This window comes from Streptomyces sp. NPDC054961 (genome assembly GCF_053609145.1).
The window spans coordinates 77,327-96,462 of record NZ_JBSGWY010000010.1; the positions used below are offsets into that span (position 1 = coordinate 77,327).

The window sequence follows — 19,136 nt, forward strand, 5'->3', positions numbered from 1 at the left end:
CGCCCCCGCCCCCGGCGGGGCGGCGGGGTGCGTCATTTGGCGTCCGCGTAGCACTCGACGACCGCCGTCGAGAACGGGAAGCGGACCGGCGTCTCCCCGAAGGTGATCCGGCCCGCCAGGTCGCCCGCGGCGCGGATCGCCGAGACCACCGCCTCGGCCTCCTCCTGCGGGCAGTGGACGATGACCTCGTCGTGCTGGAAGAAGACGAGCTCGGCCCGCATCCCGGCCGCCGCGATCGACTGGCGCAGGGCCGCGAGCAGCAGGAGCGCCCAGTCCGCGGCGCTGCCCTGCACCACGAAGTTGCGGGTGAAACGGCCCCGCGCCCGCGCGTCGGTCGAGGCGTAGCTCGGGACCCAGCCGTCGGGGGCCTCCTCGGCGTCCGCGGCCACGGCCGGCGGCGGGCAGGTCCGGCCGAGCCAGGTCCGTACGAGCCGGCCCTCCTCGCCCGCCTTCGCGGCGTCGTCCACGTACGCCACGGCCCGGGGGAACCGGCGGCGGAGCGCGGCCAGGTTCTTCAGGCCGTCCCCGGAGGTCTGCCCGTACACCGCGCCGAGCACGGCGAGCTTCGCCTTCTCGCGGTCGCCGGAGAAACCCTGGCGGGAGATCGAGGCGTACAGGTCCTCGGGGCGGCCGGCCACCTCCATGAAGGCGGGGTCGCGGGAGATCGCGGCGAGCACCCGGGGCTCCATCTGGTCGGCGTCGGCGACGACGAGCCGCCAGCCCGGGTCGGCGACCACGGCCCGGCGGATCACCTTGGGGATCTGCAGGGCGCCGCCGCCGTTGGTGACCCAGCGGCCGGTGAAGGTGCCGCCCGGGATGAACTCGGGGCGGAAGCGGCCGTCGTGGACCCAGTCCTTGAGCCAGCCCCAGCCATGGGCCGTGTAGATCCGGTACAGCTTCTTGAACTCGAGGAGCGGCGCCACCGCCGGGTGGTCGAGCTCCTGGATCTCCCAGCGGCGGGTCGACTTCAGCTTGATCCCGGCCTCCGCGAAGGCCTTGACGACGTCGGCGGGCAGCTCGGGCCGGACGCGCCGGCCGAACGCGGCGGAGACGGCGTCGGCGAGCTCGGCGAGCCGCCGGGGCTGGCCGCCGCCCGCGTACCGCTCGCCGAGGAGCTCGGTGAGCAGCGCCCGGTGGACGTCGGCCCGCCAGGGCAGGCCCGCGCGGTTCATCTCGGCGGCCACGAGGAACGCGGCCGACTCCGACGCGACGAGCAGCCGCATGCGGGCGGGGTGGGCGGTGGCGTCGGCCCGTCTCGCCTGGTCGGCGTGGACGGCGATGAGCGCGTCGAGGGGGACGGGGGCGGGCTGGGGGTCGAAGAGGGAGTTCTGCGTGCCGGGCTCCGCCGCGCGCTGCGGGAGGTCGGGCGGTACGGGCGCGTTCGTCAGACGGGCCCAGGCGGCGGCCGCCGAACGGGGTTCGCCGAGGCGGCCCTCGTGGGCGAGGAGGAGCAGCTCGGCGTCCTCGATGTCGTGGCAGCGGTCCACGCGGGCGCCGGCGGCGAGCAGGCGGGGGTAGACGGCGGCGGTGGACCGCCAGACCCAGCGGGTGCCGGCGGGGGCGGCGCGGATGGCGTCGGCGGGGTCGGTGACGGTGAGGGGGGTGGCTTCGGTGCCGGTGCCGGTGCCGGTGCCGGTGGCGGTGGCGGTTCCGCCTGATGTGCCGCGGGCGGGTCCGCCCGAGGGGCCGCCCGGTGTGCCGGTCTCGGTGCCGCCCGATGTGCCGCTCGCGGGGGCGTCGAGGGGGGCGGCGTGCCAGCGGCCGTCGGCGTCCTCGGCGAGGGCCCACCGGGGGATGTGCTCGCTCATGGGTGCGAGTGTCCCACCGGGGTCTGACAGGGGTGGGGCGGGGCGCGCGGGTGGCGCTGCCGTGGCCTGCGGGGCTGTCCCCTACCCGCCCTTCGCCCGTTCCCCGGGCTCCGCCCGGACCCCTCGGGGCCGCGCCCCGGTCCCCCGGCGCCTGCGGCGCGGGGCCGCTTCGGGCTCCGGGCTCCGCCCGGGCCCGCGCCTCAAGCGCCGGCGGGGCTGGGGTGGCTCGGGCCTCCGGTGCCTGCGGCGCGCGATCGCTTCGGGGTTCGGGCTCCGCTCAGGGCCGCGTCGGGCTCCGGCGGGGCTGGGGGCTGGGGGCGTAACGGGTCTGGGGCCCCGCCTTGCGTGTCGGTCTGGCCGGGGCACGGGGGCGGGTGGGGTGGGGAGTGGGGCGTGCCAAGCTGAAGGGCGTGAGAGACATAGTCGACCGGGCCTGTGAGGCCGCGCTGTATACCCAGGACGACGCCGGGCTGGATGCCGGGGCGTCGATGCTCGTCGCCCAGGGCGACCGGTGGGCCGGGGTCGGGCAGGCGCTGCTCGCGCGCGGGGAGGCGTACGTACGCCAGGCCTGGGAGCGGGGCTGGCGGCCCGGGGACGTGCTGCGGCTCGTGCGCCGGGATCTGGAGCAGGTGCACGTACGGATCGCGGAGGACCTGATCGCCGCCGAGGCACGGCGCTACGCCCGGCTGCCCGAGCGGTGGACCGAGGCCGAGGCGTGGTGGGGGGACGACACCCGCTACGGCGAGCGGCTCGCGGAGCGGGAGCGGACCGACCGGTTCACCCTGGCCGGGACCGTCCTCGAGGTCTTCCGGCTGCTGATCCGGCTGCCGTCCATCGAGCCGGTCGGCCCCCTGCCGGGAGACGCCACCGACGTGCTCGAACACGCCCACATCGAACCCCGCATGCTCGGCCGGATCCGCGCCCTGCTCGCGAAGGCCGAGGCGACCACCTTCCCGGAGGAGGCGGAGGCCCTCAGCGCGAAGGCGCAGGAGCTCATGGCCCGGCACACCGTGGACGAGGCGCTGCTCGCGGTGAAGACGGGGAGCCGGCAGGTCCCCGGCGCCTGCCGGATCGGCGTCGAGGCCCCGTACGAGGAGGCCAAGGCGGTCCTGCTCGACGCCGTCGCCACGGCGAACCGCTGCCGCTCCGTGTGGAACAGCGCCTACGAGTTCTCCACCGTCGTCGGCTTCGAGAGCGACCTGGAAGCGGTCGAACTGCTCTACACCTCGCTGCTCGTGCAGGGCACCGCCGCCATGACCCGCGCCGAGGCCGGACAGCGGGCGGGCGGGCGCAAGCGCACCAAGACGTTCCGGCAGTCCTTCCTGCTGGCCTACGCGAGCCGGCTCGGCCAGCGGCTCGCCGAGACGGCCGGACACACGGCGGCCGAGGCACCGGACAACCTGCCCGCCCTGGTCGCCCGGGACGTGGCCGTCACCTCGCGGGCCGAGGAGATGTTCCCCCGGACCACCACGACCCGGCTGCGCGGCGCCACCGACCTCGCGGGCTGGGAGGACGGCACGGCGGCCGCCGACCGCGCGCACATGGCGGACGGCAGCCGGCGCCCCTTGAAGAAGTAGCCGGGGCCGCCCGGCCGCCCGCGCCCGACCGGGGCCGCCCGGTCAGCGGTCCGCGGCCCCGGGCGCCGCGCCGCCCCCGCCGCCGCCCTCCGGCGCCGAGGGGGTCTCCTCGCGCAGCGCCCGCGCCTCCGCCTTCAGGATGCGCGCCGACTTGCCCAGCCCCCGCGCCATCTCCGGCAGTTTCTTCGAGCCGAACACCATCAGACAGACGATCACGATGATGGCGACGTGCCACGGGTGCATGGCGTTCCTGAGCATGGGGGTACCCGCCTTCGGGAGGCTGTAGAGGAGGAGCTGGTGGGGGAGGGGCTGGTGGAGGGGAGGCCGGTGGAGGGGAGGGGTGTGCCGACGGAGTGCCGGACCGTCCGCGGAACGGCACCACCGGGCCGATGATCGGCGTTATCGGGTGACAACGCCATAGATCATGAGATGTCTGAAGAAGACCTGAAGAGCACCCGGCGGGCTACGCTCGAGCCCATGAGCTGGGTCCGGGCGCTGAAGGACACCGCCCGATCCGGGATGACGGTCGAGCGGACCCGCCTGGAGCCCCTCATCGCCGTCCGCGCCGCCGTCGGCCTCGCGCTCGTCGTCGGCGTGAGCCTCGCCCTCCTCGGGCCCGGCGCGGCCGCCAGCTCCGCCTTCGGCGCGTACATGGCCGCCATCGCCACCTTCCAGAAGAGCTGGCGGCCGCGCCCCGTCCTCGCGCTGGCCGCCGGGCTGACCCTGGCCGTGTCCACCTTCGTCGGCTACCTGGTCGGGTCCGCGCACCTCCCGGCCTTCCTGCTGCTGCTCGCCGCCTGGTGCTTCGTGGCGGGCCTGATGTGGGCGGCCGGCCCCACCGCCGGCATGATCGCCTCGGGCAACGTCGCGATCATGCTGGTCACCGTCACCCTGCCGACCTCCGTGCCCCAGGCCGCCGGGCACGCCGCGCTGATCGCCGTCGGCGGCGTGGTCCAGGCCCTGCTGATCGTCCTCTTCCCCGTCCGCCGCTGGGGCGCCCAGCGCGAGGCCCTCGCCGACGCGCTCGCCGCCGAGGCCGACTACGCGCGCCGCCTGCGCCACGACGCCCGCGCCTCCTTCGACCCGCAGCCGCTGATGCGGGCGCGGGACGCCGCGACCGTGACGGCCCGCCAGGCCCGCCGCCGCCCCGCCGAGCTGCACGGGGCGCGGGGGCTCGCGGAGCGGATCCGGCCGGTGCTGGCCTCGCTCGCCGACCCGGCGGTCGGGGCTCCGGGGGAGGGGCCGGCGCGGGACCGGGTGCGGGAGCTGCTCGCCGCCGCCGGGTCGGTCCTGGACGCCGCCGCGCACGCGATCCGGCACGGGGACCCCGTACGGCCGCCCGCGCCGGCCCTCGCCGTCCTCAAGGCGCCCGACACCGCCGACCTGTTCCAGGGCGCCCCGCTGCGGGCCGCCCGGCGGCTCGCGGCCCTGCTGGACGACGTACTGGAGACCGTCGAGCAGGGCTCCGGGCGGACCGCGGACCCGCGGGAGTCGATGCTGCGGCCCACCCTGTGGGCGCTCACGCCGGTGGTGCTGGCGTCCGTACGGGCCGAGCTGCGCCCCGGGTCCCCGGTCCTGCGGCACGCCGTGCGCGTCACCGCCGTCGCCTGCTCCGGCTACCTCATCGGCCACGCGCTGCCGCTCGGCCACGCCTACTGGGCCCCGATGGCCTCCGTCATGATCATGCGGCCCGACTTCACCCAGACCTACACCCGGGCCGTCGCCCGCTTCGGCGGCACCCTGGTCGGCGTGGCCGTGGCCACCGCCGTGGTCCAGCTCGCGCAGCCGGGGATGTACCTGTCGGGGCTCCTGGCCGTCGTCAGCGCGGGCCTCATGTTCATGCTGATGCGCACCGGATACGCCGTCGCGATGGTCTTCGTCTCCTCCTACGTCGTCTTCCTGCTCGGCATGGGGGGCGTGCGCTGGGACCAGACGGTGCCCGACCGGGTCGCCCTCACCCTCCTCGGAGGGCTGCTCGCGATGGCCGCGTACGCCGTCTACCCGGCCTGGGAGACCCCCCGGCTGCGGACCCGGCTGGCGGACTGGGTCGCGGCCGGCGGCCGGTACGCGGCAGTCGTGCTCGAGCAGTACGCCGACCCGGCGGGGGCCCGGCGCGGGGACGTCAGGGGAGCCCTGCTGGCGGCCCGCGACGCCCGGGTGGCCTGGCACGAGGCGGTGGACCGGGCCGCCGCTGAGCCGGTGCGCCAACGCGGGATCTCGCGGGCGGCCGCCGAGGACGCGGGCCACGCGATGGCGGCGATGGGCCGTCACGCGATGCTGCTGGAGGCGCACCTCCCCAACCGGTCGCAGGCCCCGGATCCGGACGCCGCGGCCCTCGCGCACGCGCTGCGCGCGGCGACGGAGGAGGGCGCGAAGGCGGTCCGCGAGCGCGAGGTGCCCCGGTGGGACGGGGTCCGCGCGGTGCTGGCGGGCTGGGACGCCCCCGCGTCGGGTGTGGTGCGCGGGGCGGCGCAGCAGCTGCTGGCCTCGCTCGAGGAGGTCTCCGAGGCACTGCGCGGCGGCGCGCCCGGGTCCGGGACGGGGACCGAGGCGGGGACCGATACGGGGGCGGGGTCCGGGGCGGGGTCCGGGGCGGGGTCCGGGGCGGGGGGCGGGAGCGGGGACGCGGCCCGCGAGGAGTCCCTCGGAGGAACTCCCGGCGAGCACCTCGGCGAGCACTCCGCCGAGCACCCCGGCAAGCACCCCGGTGAGCCGCCCGGCGAGCCCCGCGGGGAGCCCAGGGCCTAGGCGCGGCAAGGGGTGGAGCCCGTGCACGTGCATCTGCCCATGCAGGCGTTCATGAACACAGCTATGATCCGGTGCAGTTGACATCTGCACTATCGGGGGCTTCCTGTGGACCACGCGTACAACGGGATGGCAGCTGCAGAGCTTGACGGTGTGACCTGGCAGAAGAGCAGACACAGCAACTCGCAGGGATCCTGCGTGGAGTTCGCGAAGTTGCCGGGCGGCGATGTCGCCATGCGCAACTCGCGGTTTCCCGACGGACCGGCCCTGGTCTACACACCGGCCGAGATAGAAGCGCTGCTGCTGGGTGTCAAGGACGGCGAGTTCGATCACCTGATCAGCTGAAAACTACGTTCCAGCGCCGAGAAACAAGCCATGCACGTGCACTGGCCGGGACTGATCGCAATGATCAATCCCGGCCAGCTGTCGTCTATGTGACGGTTCGTCCCCGGTCAGTCCTGGAGCGAGAACAGCGCCCAGACCACCTTGCCGGTCAGCCGCCCCGCGAGCGGGTGCCAGCCCCAGCTGTCGCTGTAGGAGTCGACGAGGAACAGCCCGCGCCCCGATTCCAGGTCGCAGTTCTCCTCCGTCGCCGCCGGCGCGAAGCTCCCGCTGGGCCGGTCCTCGCTGGGGTCCCGCACCGCGCACACCAGTCGCGTGCTCCACCGCATCAGGTGCAGCCGGACCGACGGCTCGGGCTCGCCGCCCCCGCCGCCAGGGCGGGAATCGTCCGGGAGGGCGTGCCGCAGCGCGTTCGTGACGAGCTCGGAGACGACCAGTGCGACGTCGTCGAAGCGGTCGTCGAGGCCCCATTGGGCGAGCGTGGAACGCGTGAAGGTGCGAGCTCCGCGTACCGCGTCGAACCGGGCGGGCAGGCCGCACGAGGCGGACCCGGAAACAGCCGTGGGGTCGACCGGGGGAAGTCCCTGCCGTAACGGCTCGAGCATGGTCGATCCATTCGTCCCCATGCGAGGCACTCCCGGGATTCGAAAGAACTGCGGGGCACGCAGGTGCGCGGGACCATGGTTCCGAATGCAGAAGCCGGATGCAAGGGCAGATGCACGTGCACGCGCCGGACCTGTCCACTCCCGTGACGGTTCTTGCTCATTTCTTCCTACGCATACTTACGGACTTCTTCTCCGGCGGGGCCGATTCCGTTACAGAACGAGTACGGACCGATGCGTTTTGGTGGCAGACTGCGGGCCTTGAGGGGCACGGGGGCCCCTGCGACGCGAGCCATCTGAAGACATGGGGAGGGCAGGACTAGTGACCGCAGAAGCCAGTGGTTCTGTGGTGCGCCGCATTCTCCTGGGCTCACAGCTCAGGAGACTCCGGGAATCACGCGGCATCACCCGAGAGGCGGCCGGCTACTCGATCCGCGCATCCGAATCGAAGATCAGCCGCTTGGAGTTGGGAAGGGTGAGCTTCAAGGCCAGAGACGTCGAGGACCTCCTCACGCTCTACGGAGTCACGGACGGCGCGGAGCGGGAGTCGCTCCTGGGTCTGGTCCGTGAGGCCAATGCGGCCGGCTGGTGGCACAGCTACGGAGACGTACTGCCCGGCTGGTTCCAGACGTACGTGGGCCTGGAAGGCGCCGCCTCCCTCATCCGCATCTACGAAGTCCAGTTCGTGCACGGCCTGTTGCAGACCGAGGCCTACGCCCAGGCGGTCGTCAGCCGCGGCATGCCCGGTGCCGGCCGCGCCGAGATCGACCGGCGCGTGGCGCTGCGCCTGGAGCGCCAGAAGGTCCTGGTCTCCGAGAACGCCCCGGTCTTCCACGCCGTCCTGGACGAGGCCGCGCTGCGCCGCCCGTACGGCGACCGCGACGTGATGCGCGGTCAGCTGGAGCACCTCATCGAGATCTCGCAGCGGCCGAACGTGCAGCTCCAGGTGATGCCGTTCTCCTTCGGCGGCCACTCCGGCGAGAGCGGCGCGTTCACGCTGCTGCGCTTCCCCGAGTCCGACCTCCAGGACGTCGTCTATCTGGAACAGCTCACCAGTGCCCTCTACCTGGACAAAGAAGAGGAAGTGAGGCAGTACGAGCGGGCGATGCTGCGCCTGCAGGACGACTGCCCCGACCCTGACCGGACCCGCGATCTTCTTCGTGGGCTCCTTCAACTGTCTTGATTCGCACGTAGTATGACGTCCGATCAGTGCATGACCGAACGGACGTGACGACCGATCGGGATCCGGTGCAGCGCTAAGGACGCGCGCTCGCAGTAAGGGATGGCATGTCCATATTCGACGACCTGGCTCACCAGTACATCGACGGCGCATGGCTGGCCGGTGCCGGTTCGTGGGACATCATCGACGTCAACCCGTACAACGGGGAGAAGCTGGCGGCCATCACCGTGGCGACGGTCGAGCAGGTCGACCGGGCCTACCGCGCCGCCGAGCGCGCCCAGAAGGAATGGGCCGCCACCAGCCCTTACTCCAGACGCGCCGTGCTGGAACGCGTCCTGCGGATCACCGAGGAGCGCGAGAAGGAGATCGTCGAGGCGATGATCGACGAGCTCGGCGGGACCCGTCCCAAGGCCGAGTACGAGGTCCGCCTGGCGATGGAGTTCGTCCGCGAGGCCATGCAGCTGGCCGTCCGCCCCGAGGGCCGCATCCTGCCCTCCCCGGTCGAGGGCAAGGAGAACCGGGTCCAGCGGCTGCCCGTCGGGGTCGTCGCCGTCATCACCCCCTTCAACTTCCCCCTCCTCGTCACGCTCAAGTCGGTCGCGCCGGCGCTCGCGCTCGGCAACGCCGTCGTCATCAAGCCGAACCAGAACGCGCCGGTGGTCGGCGGCGGGCTCATAGCCAAGATCTTCGAGGACGCCGGCCTCCCGGCCGGCCTGCTCAACGTCCTCGTCACCGACATCGCCGAGATAGGCGACGCGCTCCTGACCCACCCCGTCCCCAAGGTCATCTCCTTCGCGGGCTCCGACCGGGTCGGCCGGCACGTCGGGGCGGTCGCCGCCCGCCACTTCAAGCGGACCGTCCTGAACCTCAGCGGCAACAGCGCGCTCGTCGTCCTCGACGACGCCGACCTCGACTACGCGGTGGACGCGGCCGTCTTCAGCCGCTTCGTCTACCAGGGCCAGGTCTGCATGGCGGCCAACCGGATCCTGGTCGACGTCTCCGTCGCCGAGGAGTTCACCGCGAAGTTCACCGCCCGCGTGCGCGGGCTGCGGACCGGCGACCCGCACGCGGCCGACACCCAGATCGGCCCCCTGATCAACGCCTCGCAGGCCGACGCCCTCACCGCGCTCGTCGACCGGGCCGTGGACGCCGGGGCACAGGCCCTCGTCCGGGGTTCTACGCGCGGCAACCTGGTCGAGCCGACCGTGCTGGCCGGGCTCCCCGAGGACTCCCCGCTGCTCGGCCAGGAGATCTTCGGCCCCGTCGCGCTCCTCGTCCTCTTCGACGGCGAGGACGAGGCCGTCCGGCTCACCAACGCGACCCCCTACGGGCTCAGTGGCGCCGTCCACACGCGCGACATCGAGCGCGGGGTCCGCTTCGCCCAGCGCATCGAGACCGGGATGATCCACGTCAACGGCTCCACCATCGGCGACGAGCCGCTGGCCGCGTTCGGCGGGGAGAAGGAATCGGGCCTGGGACGGCTCAACGGGGAAGCCACGATCGAGGCCTTCACCACCCAGAAATGGATCTCCGTGCAGCGCGGCCGGACCCACTTCCCGTTCTAGGCGGGCGGGCGACCTAGACTCGGGCGGGTCAGGCGAGGACGCGTCCCGGGGAGAGCCGAGTTGAGCAACATACCGGAGACCGGGCGCACACCCCGGGTCCAGAACCGGCTCGTCATGATCCAGATCGTGGTGTTCTCGCTGCTGCTCACGCTCGGCGGACGCCTGTGGTACCTGCAGATCCGCAACGGCCAGGAGTACACGGACGAGGCGAAGAACAACAACACCCAGCAGGTGGTCCAGCCCGCCGTGCGCGGTGAGATCCTCGACTCCCGCGGGGTCCCGCTCGCCGACAACGAGACCCGCATGGTGGTCTCCGCCAGCCGCACCGAGCTCTCGAAGATGAAGGACCGCGGCAAAGAGGTGCTGACCCACCTCGCCGGGGTGCTGGGCCTGCCGCCCGAGGACGTGGTCAACGGGGTCCGGCTGTGCGACGCCAAGACCCCCAAGCCCTGCTGGAACGGTTCCCCGTACCAGCCGATCCCCATCACCGACGAGGCGACCACCGAGCAGGTCCTGGAGATACGGGAACACGCCGAGCGCTTCCCCGGCATCACCGCCGAGCCGACCGCCCTGCGCCGCTACGCCGGCCCCGACGGAGCCAACACCTCCCAGGTGCTCGGCTACCTCTCCCCGGTGACCGACGGGGAGATCTCCAAGGCGAAGAACTCCGACTCCCCCTACCTGCGCTCCGACCAGGTGGGCCGCAGCGGCCTGGAGCGCACCTACGACAAGGAGCTCCGCGGCAAGGCGGGCATCACCCGCTACGAGGTGGACAACCTCGGCCGGGTCATCGGCGAGGGCGTGAGCGACAAGGCGCAGCCCGGCGCGAACATCGTGACCTCGATCGACTCGCGCGTGCAGGCGGTCGCCGAGCGCGAGCTGAACGACGCGATGATCGAGGCCCGCAAGGGGTACGACAAGAACACGCACCGCAACTACGAGGCCGACTCGGGCGCCGTCGTGGTCATGGAGGCCAAGACGGGCCGGGTCGTGGCCATGGCGTCGAACCCGACGTACGACCCGAACGCCTGGGTCGGCGGCATCTCCGCGAAGGACTACGCCTCCCTCACCGACAAGGAGTCGAACTACCCGCTGCTGAACCGGGCCATCCAGGGCCAGGCGGCCCCCGGCTCGATCTTCAAGGTGGTCTCCTCGACGGCGGCGGTCAACGCCGGCTACCCCTTCAACGGCCGCTACGGCTGCCCGAGCTCGTACTCCGTCGGCAGCCAGGTCTTCACCAACTTCGAGTCCCAGGGCTACGGCGACATCACCATCGGCAAGGCCCTGGAAGTCTCCTGCGACACCGTCTACTACGCCATCGCGGACAAGGAGTGGAAGAAGGACGGCGGGATCAAGCCCAAGGCGCAGCCCGGCGACTTCTTCCTCAAGACCGCCCACGAGTTCGGCCTCGGCAAGCCCACCGGCATCGACCTGCCCAGCGAGGTCGCCGGCCGGGTCCCCGACCGCCAGTGGAAGAAGGACTTCTTCGAGGCGAACAAGGCCGCCTGGTGCCGCGACGGCAAGAAGGACGGCTCCTTCGCCGAGAAGATCGCCTACGAGAACTGCCGCCAGGGCAACCAGCTGCGCGAGGGCGACGCGATCAACTACTCGATCGGGCAGGGCGACACCCTCGTCACCCCGATCCAGATGGCGTCGGTCTACGCCGCCATCGCCAACGGGGGCACGCTCCACCAGCCCAGCGTCGGCAAGGCCGTGGTCAGCGCCGACGGCACCTCGGTGCAGGAGATCGCGCCGAAGGAGCAGGGCAAGCTGCCGATGGACGCGAAGCTGCGCGACAACATCGACGGCGCCCTGGCCGACGTGGCCACCACCGGCAGCGCGGCCTGGCGCTTCGGCGGCTGGCCGCAGAAGAAGATCCCGATGCACGCGAAGACCGGTACGGCCGAGGTCCAGGGCAAGCAGACCACCTCGTGGTTCGCCTCCTACACCGAGGACTACGCGATCGTGATGACGATCTCCCAGGGAGGCACCGGCTCCGGAGCCTCCGGGCCGGCCGTCCGCAACATCTACGAGGCGATGTACGGCCTGGACGAGAAGGGCAACCAGGACCTGTCGAAGGCCCTGCTTCCGAAACCGCAGACCGAACTCCCTGCGGCACGGCAAGAAGGCCCGTGATCGCGGACAGAAGTTGACCGCAAGGCTCCGTAATGTCGTTCCCGTCAGCAGGAGCGGCACCGAAACAGAAGGTGGTCAGGTCATGGCTCAGGTTTCCACGGAGGTCCCCGGTGACGAGCGCGGCACGCTCCTCGCCTTCGTCGAGGCCCAGCGCACGGCGGTCCGCGAAGCGCTGGAGGGGCTGAGCGAGGAGCAGGCCGCGAGCCGCCCCAGCGTCAGCGAGCTCTCGCTGTCCGGGCTGGCCAAGCACGTGGCGGAGGTCGAGCTGAACTGGCTGCGGCTGGCCCAGCAGCGGCCCAACGAGCGGGCCCGCGCGGGGGACAGCTGGAGCGAGGGCTTCCGGCTGGGGGAGGGCGAGACCATCCCCGGCGTCCTGGCCTTCTGGGACGGGGTCGCCCGGGAGACGGCGGAGTTCATCGCGGCCGCCCCCAGCCTCGACCTGACCTTCCCGCTCCCGGAGGCGCCCTGGTTCCCGAAGGACGCCAAGGTCTCGCTGCGCTGGATGCTCCTGCACCTGGTGGAGGAGTTCGCCCGCCACGCGGGCCACGCGGACATCATCCGCGAATCCCTCGACGGCAGCCGCGCCATGGGCTAGGCCGGTCAGTAGCCTGGCCGCATGTCAGCGATCCGCCTTCTCGTCCTCGGCGCCGTCCGCCGCCACGGACGGGCCCACGGCTACCAGGTCCGGGCCGACCTCGAGTACTGGGGCGCCCACGAGTGGTCGAACACCAAGCCCGGGTCGATCTACCACGCGCTCAAGCAGATGGCGAAGCAAGGCGTGCTGCTGGCCCACGAGGTCGCCCCGTCCGTGGCGGGCGGCCCGCCGCGGACCGAGTACGAGCTGACGGAGGCGGGCCTCGCGGAGTACTTCACGCTGCTCCGCGAGGCCCTGTCCGCCTCCGACCAGAAGGCCGACGTCCTCACCTCGGCCCTCGGCTTCATGGTCGACCTCCCCCGCGCGGACGCCCTCGCGCTGCTGCGCGAACGCCTGGGCGGCCTCGCCGCCTGGCGCGCGACCGTCACCGGCCACTACGTCCCCGAGGGCGGCATCGAGCCGCTGGGCCACATCGGCGAGATCATGCACCGCTGGATCTCCGCGGCCGACGCGGAAGCGGAGTGGACCCGGGGGCTCATCGACCGGATCGAGGCCGGGGCGTACTCCTTCGCGGACGAGCCGGGCGATTCCTTCGAGGGGGTTCTGGCGGCCTCCGAGCCTCCCGGGTCCGGCTGAGTCCGGGCTTGCACCTCACGTGGCGTGAGGGCTCAGGGTGGGGTGCGTACCCAAGGAAGAGGAGCGGGAAGAGATGAGCCACTCCGTGGGCCAGGTCGCCGGATTCGCCGGAGTCACGGTGCGCGCCCTGCACCACTACGACGAGATCGGGCTGCTCTCCCCGAGCGGCCGCAGCCCCGCGGGACACCGGCGGTACGAGGACGCCGACCTCGACCGGCTGCAGCGGATCCTGTTCTACCGAGAGCTCGGCTTCCCGCTCGAAGAGGTCGCGGTCCTGCTGGACGACCCGGAATCGGACCCGAGGGAGCACCTGCGCCGGCAGCACGCCCTCCTGTCCGACCGGATCGACCGGCTCCAGCGGATGGCCAGGGCCGTTGAGCACGCCATGGAGGCGAACACGATGGGCATCAACCTCACACCCGAGGAGAGGTTCGAGGTCTTCGGGGACTTCGACCCCGACGAGCACGCGGAGGAGGCGGAGCGCCGCTGGGGCGGCACGGACGCGTACAAGGAGTCGGCCCGCCGGACGGCCTCGTACACGAAGGCCGACTGGCAGCGGATCATGGGGCGGGCCGAGGACATCAACCGGCGGCTGGCCGCCCTGCTGGACGCGGGGGCGGACCCGGAGTCGGAGGAGGCCATGGACCTCGCCGAGGAGCACCGCGGCTGGATCAACGCGAGCTACTACTTCTGCACCTACGAGATCCACGTCTCCCTCGGCGAGATGTACGTCGCGGACGAGCGGTTCACGGCCTTCTACGAGGCCGTCCGGCCGGGCCTGGCGGTGTTCGTGCGCGACGCGATCATGGCGAACGCGGTCCGCAAGGCGTAGGGCGCCCGCGCACGGGGGCGGCCCCCCTCCGGGTCTGGAACCGGGCGGGGGCCGTGTGCGTTCATACTTGGAACCGCCGCCCTGTGCGTCCGCACCGCCGACACCCCCTGATCCAGGAGAACCCGGAACTCGTGAACACGCTTGCGCTCGGCCCTGAGTGGATCTCCCCGGAGTACCTGATCGGGCAATTCGGCCTGATCGGCATCCTGGTCATCGTCTTCGCCGAATCGGGTCTCTTCGCGTTCCTGCCCGGCGACTCCCTGCTCTTCACGGCGGGCCTGTTCGTCGCGAGCGGCACCATCGAGCAGCCCCTGTGGCTGGTCTGCACCCTGATCGTGGGCGCCGCGATCCTCGGTGACCAGGTCGGTTACATGATCGGCAAGGTCTTCGGTCCGAAGATCTTCAACAAGCCGAATTCCAAGCTCTTCAAGCGCGAGAACCTCGACGCGGCGCACGACTTCATGGAGAAGCACGGCCCCAAGGCCATCGTGCTCGCGCGCTTCGTGCCGATCATCCGGACCTTCGCGCCGATGGTCGCGGGCGCGACCGCGATGAAGTACCGCACCTTCCTGATGTTCAACGTCATCGGCGGCGTCCTGTGGGGTGCGGGCGTCACGGTCCTGGGCTACCAGCTCGGCCAGTTCGAGCTGATCAAGAAGAACGTCGAGCCGATCTTCATCGGCATCGTCCTGATCTCCGTCATCCCGGTGATCTTCGAGGTGATGAAGTCCCGCAAGGAGAAGAAGGCCGCCGGCGAGGCCGGCGGGCCGTCCGCCTCCGGTGACGACCCGCAGTCCCCGGGCCAGCGCAGCGGCCGCCACGCGAAGCGCTAGCCACGCGAAGCGCTAGGCCGCCCCTTTCGGCTCGTGCCGTTCTCGCCGGCCGGCGGTGCCGTGCGGGCCCCGCCGTGCAGGTGGGGCCCGCACTGCTAAAATGGGACATTGTTCACTATTTAACATCTTCCGTGCCGCGGTACTCCACCGCCCCCTCGCCCCCCTCGCCGCGGTGTCCGACCGCCGAGCCCGAGGTGTGATGCGGCATGAGGACCTTCCGCGCCGACGCGGCAGCGGCAGCGGCAGCAGCCGCTGACGCCGCCCCGACCCGCACCCCGACCCGCACCCCCACCCGGGCCCGCCGCGCCGCGGCACGGTCGGCCGTCCTGGCGTCGGGCACGGCCCTGCTGCTCGCGGTCTGCGGGATCCCCCTGGCGGCCCCCGCCGCGATGGCCGCGCCCCTCGCCTCGGCCGCGCCCCTCGCGGCGGCCGGAGCCGCCACCCCGGACCCGACCCCGTCGGATCCGTCGCCCGGGCCGGCCCTGAAGCACATCGATCCGGCCGCGCTGCAGTCCGCCGTGGACGCCGCGGCGAAGAAACTGATGGTGCCCGGCACGGTGGTGCTGCTCCGCACCCCGCAGGGCACCTTCCGCGCGGTCACCGGCACCGCGGAACTCGGCAAGGACCGGCCTCCCGGCACCGCCGACCACTTCCGGATCGCCTCCAACACCAAGACCATGACCTCGGCGCTGATCCAGCTCCTCGTCCAGGACGGCAGGATCCGCCTCACCGACCCCGTGTCCGACTACGTCCCCGGGGTGCCCAACGGGGCGCGGATCACGATCGCGCAGCTGCTGGAGATGCGCAGCGGGCTGTACAACTACACCGACGCGCCCGAGTTCTCGGCCGCCCTGGACGCCGACCCGGGCAAGGCGTGGACCCCGCAGGAGGTCCTGGCCATCGCGTTCCGCCACCCGCCGGACGCTGCCCCCGGCGCGGAGTACGCGTACGACAACACCAACTACGTGCTGCTGGGCCTGGTCGCGGAGAAGGCCGGCGGCCGTCCGCTGGCCCAGCAGTTCAGGGACCGGCTGCTGACCCCGCTGGGGCTCTCCGGCACCTCCCTGCCCGGGATCCACGACACCTCCCTGCCCGCCCCGTCCGCGCACGGCTACATGTACGGAGGCACCGCCCACGCCATGACCGACGAGCCGTACCCCGCGGACGTGCGGGCCGCGGCCCGCACGGGGAAGCTCGAGCCGCTGGACTACACCCACCAGAACCCCTCCTACGCCACCGCCGCCGGCGGAGCCGTCTCCACCGCGGACGACATGGCCACCTGGATCAAGGCGCTCGTGACGGGCAAGGTCCTCGGCCCCGCCGCCCAGCAGCAGTGGCTGCACAGCCCGCGGGCCCAGAACCCGGCCGCGCCCGAGGCCCAGAAGTACGGCTACGCCATCGCCTACCAGCGCTTCACCCCGCAGGCCGCGATGTACTTCCACGGCGGCGAGCTCCCCGGGTTCAACTCCTTCATCGGCCACGACCCGGACAACGACGTGACCCTGGTCGTCTGGACGAACCTGACCGTCTCGCTCGACGCGAAGGCCACGGCCATGGCCCTGCTCCCCACGGTCCTCGACCAGGTCTACGCGGGCGCCTCCTTCCCGACCGTCACCGACTCCGACGATCAGGGCGGCGGCTGACCGGGACGTCCGGAGGCCCCGGGCCCCCGGGGAGCTCCAGGCAGCCCAGGCGGCCCAGGGTGGCCTAGAAGCCCCGGGTGCGCTTCGCCGCGCGGCGCTTGGCGGCGCTCGCCGCCCCCGGGATCCGCATGAACAGGCGGGACATCTCGGAGCCGAGGTTGACGCCGATGGCGATGGCGAGCGCGATGGCCGCGGCGTTGGTCAGCGAGGCCAGACCCTCGTTCAGCCGGTTCTCGGCGATCAGCAGCAGCCCGTAGTACGTGGCCGAGCCTGGCAGCAGCGGGCCGATGGCCGCCGTGACGAAGGGCAGGGCCGAGGAGATCCGGTGCCGGGAGAGGAGCTGCCCGAAGAGGCCGACCAGCCCGGCGGCGACGGCGGTGGACGGCACCGCCGGGATCTCCCCGGCGTAGTGCAGGGCTCCGAAGACCGTCCAGGCGACCCCGCCGTTCAGCGCCACGATCCACACGGTGGAACGTTCCTGCTGGAGCAGGATCGCGAACGTGAACACCAGCACGATCGAGGCGGCGATCTGCAGCGCCGGCCGCTGGGTGATCTGGAGGACGTCCTCCGGCTGGGGCGAGGAGCCGAACTGCAGGCCGACGTAGAGCACCACCAGGACGCCCATGATGATGCCGATGAAGAAGTACATGACCTCCAGGAGCCGGGCGGAGGCGGTGATGTAGTAGCCGGTCAGGCCGTCCTGGACGGCCGCGACCAGGGCCCGGCCCGGCAGCAGCGCGAACAGCCCGCCGGTGATCACGGCGGAGGAACGCAGGTCGGGCTCGGCGAGCTTCAGGGCCACGCCCATCGCGGCCGGCGGCATCGCCGCGACCACGAACTGGTAGAACTCCGGCAGCCCGCGCCCGGCGCAGAACCACGCCAGCCGGTCGCCGAGGACCGCGCCGAGTGCAGCCGCGAAGAAGACGAGCACCCCGCCGCCGACCAGGGTGGAGGCCGCCCCCGCGAGCAGCCCCGCGGCCGCGGTGAGCATCCAGCCGGGGTACGGGTGCCGGTTGCGGCGGATCTCGGCGAGCCGGCGGTAGGCGTCCTCCAGCGACATGTCGATCTCGTGCGCGCTGATGTCGTTGACGAGGCGGAACACGGCCGAGAGCCGGGTGTAGTCGGTGCCCCGGCGGCGGACGGTGCGGTTCGCCGAGACCGGGTCGTCCACCAGGGAGCGCTGGTAGCTGATCGACAGCAGCGTGAAGGTGACCGTCGGCTCACAGCGGTCCAGCCCGTAGCTGCGGGCCACCGCGAACATCGCGGCCTCCACGTCCTCGGCGCCCTCGCCGCCCGCGAGCAGCAGCTCGCCGATGCGCAGCGTCAGGTCGAGCACGCGGCCCACGGCGGGCCCGGTCTCGACGCCGGACTTCTGCGTGGGCTCGGGGACCGGCCGGACGTCCACCGGCATGCGCAGCATGGTGCGCATCCGGTCCTGCCAGAGGGAGTCCTTCATCCGGGTGACGGGGAACCCGGGACCGACATAGGCCTGCGGGGACTGCGCGGCGCTGTAGGTGTGCGGGGTGGCGAAGGCGGAACCCTCCCCGGGCTCCGCGGCCACGGAGGCGAACCCGTCGGGGACGGAGAACTCCGAGGTCGGCTGGTCCTCCTCGGTGGCCTCGGGCTCCAGCCCGACCCCCTCGGGCACGGCGAACGCGCTGTGCGCCTCGTCCGACTTCGGCTTCCGGTCCTCGGTCCCGGATGCTTCGCCCTCCGCCACGCGTCCTCCAGTCCCCGGCCAGCCCGTGATCAGTATGCGGAACCATTTCGTCCACGGCGAAACCGCCCTCGGTCCCGCACCGGCCCGCCCTCGGCCGGGCCTCGGTCCGGCGCCGGCCCGCCCTCGGCCCGGCCGCCCGGTCCCGTCCCCGGTCCCGCATCCGTCCGGCGCGGGCCCATGGCTCCGGCTCCGGCCGCCTACCCCGCCCGCCGGTCCGCACCCGGGCACGACAGCGGGCGGCACCCCCGAAGGGGTACCGCCCGCGTGGTGTCACGGGGGTGGCGGGAGGACCCGCTCACCCGTCACCGACCCGGAGGTCAGTGGTGGCCGCCCTGCGCCTCAAGGCGCTTGTACGAGGCCTCGATCTCGGCCTCGGCCTCGGTGCGGCCGACCCAGTTCGCGCCCTCGACCGACTTGCCCGGCTCCAGGTCCTTGTAGACCTCGAAGAAGTGCTGGATCTCCAGGCGGTCGAACTCGGACACGTGGTGGATGTCGCGCAGGTGCTCCACACGCGGGTCGGAGGCCGGCACGCAGAGCAGCTTGGCGTCGCCGCCCGCCTCGTCCGTCATGTTGAACATGCCGATCGCGCGGCACTTGATCAGGCAGCCCGGGAAGGTCGGCTCGTCAAGGATGACCAGCGCGTCCAGCGGGTCGCCGTCCTCGCCGAGGGTGTTCTCGACGAAGCCGTAGTCGGCCGGGTAGCTGGTCGAGGTGAAGAGGCGACGGTCCAGGCGGATCCGGCCGGTCTCGTGGTCGACCTCGTACTTGTTCCGCGAACCCTTGGGGATCTCGATGGTGACGTCGAACTCCACGTCCTGCTCCTCCATGATCAGCTTCATTGCTTTCGAGACTGCGTCCGATGCGCCTGCGTGCGCGTCCCGCCCAGCCCTGCCGGGTGGGGTGCCATGCTCGCGGCAAGACG

At 72.4% G+C, this 19,136-nt stretch carries 15 protein-coding genes and 1 pseudogene; 11 read left to right on the plus strand and 5 right to left on the minus strand.

Annotated features, from left to right (window positions below):
- Positions 1 to 32: 32 nt before the first annotated feature.
- A complete protein-coding gene (locus ACWF9Z_RS12575; protein ID WP_453600890.1) occupies positions 33 to 1,808 on the minus strand; it encodes a bifunctional 3'-5' exonuclease/DNA polymerase in 1,776 nt (591 codons plus the stop codon).
- 410 nt (positions 1,809 to 2,218) lie between these two features.
- Between ACWF9Z_RS12575 and ACWF9Z_RS12580 the strand changes: the two genes are divergently transcribed.
- A complete protein-coding gene (locus ACWF9Z_RS12580; RefSeq protein WP_453600892.1) occupies positions 2,219 to 3,385 on the plus strand; it encodes a DUF2786 domain-containing protein in 1,167 nt (388 codons plus the stop codon).
- Positions 3,386 to 3,427: 42 nt separating this feature from the next.
- On the opposite strand, the gene tatA is transcribed toward ACWF9Z_RS12580, so the two are convergent.
- Complete coding sequence (tatA, locus tag ACWF9Z_RS12585) at positions 3,428 to 3,643, minus strand: Sec-independent protein translocase subunit TatA (protein ID WP_453600894.1); 216 nt, start codon at positions 3,641 to 3,643, stop codon at positions 3,428 to 3,430.
- A 219-nt stretch (positions 3,644 to 3,862) separates the two neighbouring features.
- Between tatA and ACWF9Z_RS12590 the strand changes: the two genes are divergently transcribed.
- Both ACWF9Z_RS12590 and ACWF9Z_RS12595 read left to right on the plus strand, forming a co-directional pair.
- Entirely contained in the window at positions 3,863 to 6,133 is a 2,271-nt protein-coding gene (locus tag ACWF9Z_RS12590) for an FUSC family protein (RefSeq protein WP_453600897.1), read from the plus strand.
- A gap of 105 nt (positions 6,134 to 6,238) precedes the next feature.
- A complete protein-coding gene (locus ACWF9Z_RS12595; protein WP_112450436.1) occupies positions 6,239 to 6,475 on the plus strand; it encodes a DUF397 domain-containing protein in 237 nt (78 codons plus the stop codon).
- A gap of 107 nt (positions 6,476 to 6,582) precedes the next feature.
- Here ACWF9Z_RS12595 and ACWF9Z_RS12600 read toward each other — a convergent pair whose 3' ends face one another.
- On the minus strand, positions 6,583 to 7,077 hold the full coding sequence (locus ACWF9Z_RS12600; RefSeq protein ID WP_453600901.1) for an ATP-binding protein: 495 nt from the start codon (positions 7,075 to 7,077) through the stop codon (positions 6,583 to 6,585).
- A 301-nt stretch (positions 7,078 to 7,378) separates the two neighbouring features.
- Between ACWF9Z_RS12600 and ACWF9Z_RS12605 the strand changes: the two genes are divergently transcribed.
- From ACWF9Z_RS12605 to ACWF9Z_RS12640, 8 genes and pseudogenes are all read left to right on the plus strand, one after another.
- On the plus strand, positions 7,379 to 8,257 hold the full coding sequence (locus tag ACWF9Z_RS12605) for a helix-turn-helix domain-containing protein (RefSeq protein ID WP_453600904.1): 879 nt from the start codon (positions 7,379 to 7,381) through the stop codon (positions 8,255 to 8,257).
- Positions 8,258 to 8,361: 104 nt separating this feature from the next.
- Positions 8,362 to 9,819, plus strand: coding sequence for an aldehyde dehydrogenase family protein (locus ACWF9Z_RS12610; RefSeq protein ID WP_453600907.1), 1,458 nt, complete (start codon positions 8,362 to 8,364; stop codon positions 9,817 to 9,819).
- Positions 9,820 to 9,879: 60 nt separating this feature from the next.
- Positions 9,880 to 11,955: a penicillin-binding protein 2 gene (mrdA, locus tag ACWF9Z_RS12615; RefSeq protein ID WP_453600909.1), complete on the plus strand. Its 2,076-nt coding sequence runs from the start codon at positions 9,880 to 9,882 to the stop codon at positions 11,953 to 11,955.
- Between the two features lie 82 nt (positions 11,956 to 12,037).
- Entirely contained in the window at positions 12,038 to 12,550 is a 513-nt protein-coding gene (locus tag ACWF9Z_RS12620) for a DinB family protein (RefSeq protein ID WP_453600912.1), read from the plus strand.
- Positions 12,551 to 12,571: 21 nt separating this feature from the next.
- On the plus strand, positions 12,572 to 13,186 hold the full coding sequence (locus tag ACWF9Z_RS12625; RefSeq protein WP_453600914.1) for a PadR family transcriptional regulator: 615 nt from the start codon (positions 12,572 to 12,574) through the stop codon (positions 13,184 to 13,186).
- A 73-nt stretch (positions 13,187 to 13,259) separates the two neighbouring features.
- Entirely contained in the window at positions 13,260 to 14,018 is a 759-nt protein-coding gene (locus ACWF9Z_RS12630) for a MerR family transcriptional regulator (RefSeq protein WP_453600917.1), read from the plus strand.
- Positions 14,019 to 14,149: 131 nt separating this feature from the next.
- A pseudogene (locus ACWF9Z_RS12635) lies at positions 14,150 to 14,818 on the plus strand (DedA family protein); the annotation flags it as partial.
- A 239-nt stretch (positions 14,819 to 15,057) separates the two neighbouring features.
- Entirely contained in the window at positions 15,058 to 16,494 is a 1,437-nt protein-coding gene (locus ACWF9Z_RS12640; protein ID WP_453600919.1) for a serine hydrolase domain-containing protein, read from the plus strand.
- Between the two features lie 64 nt (positions 16,495 to 16,558).
- Here the strand turns inward: ACWF9Z_RS12640 and ACWF9Z_RS12645 are convergent, their stop codons facing one another.
- Positions 16,559 to 18,214, minus strand: a complete 1,656-nt coding sequence (locus tag ACWF9Z_RS12645; RefSeq protein WP_453600922.1) for a threonine/serine ThrE exporter family protein — start codon at positions 18,212 to 18,214, stop codon at positions 16,559 to 16,561.
- 317 nt (positions 18,215 to 18,531) lie between these two features.
- The gene (locus ACWF9Z_RS12650; RefSeq protein ID WP_214947725.1) at positions 18,532 to 19,026 is read right to left on the minus strand and encodes an inorganic diphosphatase; all 495 of its coding nucleotides are present in this window, start codon (positions 19,024 to 19,026) and stop codon (positions 18,532 to 18,534) included.
- Positions 19,027 to 19,136 lie beyond the last annotated feature (110 nt).

Coding starts and splice junctions, on each gene's coding strand:
- tatA (WP_453600894.1), bottom strand. CDS start 3,643: ATGCTCAGGAACGCCATGCACCCGTGGCACGTCGCCATCATCGTGATC.
- ACWF9Z_RS12575 (WP_453600890.1), bottom strand. CDS start 1,808: ATGAGCGAGCACATCCCCCGGTGGGCCCTCGCCGAGGACGCCGACGGC.
- ACWF9Z_RS12640 (WP_453600919.1), top strand. CDS start 15,058: ATGAGGACCTTCCGCGCCGACGCGGCAGCGGCAGCGGCAGCAGCCGCT.
- ACWF9Z_RS12625 (WP_453600914.1), top strand. CDS start 12,572: ATGTCAGCGATCCGCCTTCTCGTCCTCGGCGCCGTCCGCCGCCACGGA.
- ACWF9Z_RS12590 (WP_453600897.1), top strand. CDS start 3,863: ATGAGCTGGGTCCGGGCGCTGAAGGACACCGCCCGATCCGGGATGACG.
- ACWF9Z_RS12630 (WP_453600917.1), top strand. CDS start 13,260: ATGAGCCACTCCGTGGGCCAGGTCGCCGGATTCGCCGGAGTCACGGTG.
- ACWF9Z_RS12620 (WP_453600912.1), top strand. CDS start 12,038: ATGGCTCAGGTTTCCACGGAGGTCCCCGGTGACGAGCGCGGCACGCTC.
- ACWF9Z_RS12600 (WP_453600901.1), bottom strand. CDS start 7,077: ATGCTCGAGCCGTTACGGCAGGGACTTCCCCCGGTCGACCCCACGGCT.
- ACWF9Z_RS12605 (WP_453600904.1), top strand. CDS start 7,379: ATGGGGAGGGCAGGACTAGTGACCGCAGAAGCCAGTGGTTCTGTGGTG.
- ACWF9Z_RS12610 (WP_453600907.1), top strand. CDS start 8,362: ATGTCCATATTCGACGACCTGGCTCACCAGTACATCGACGGCGCATGG.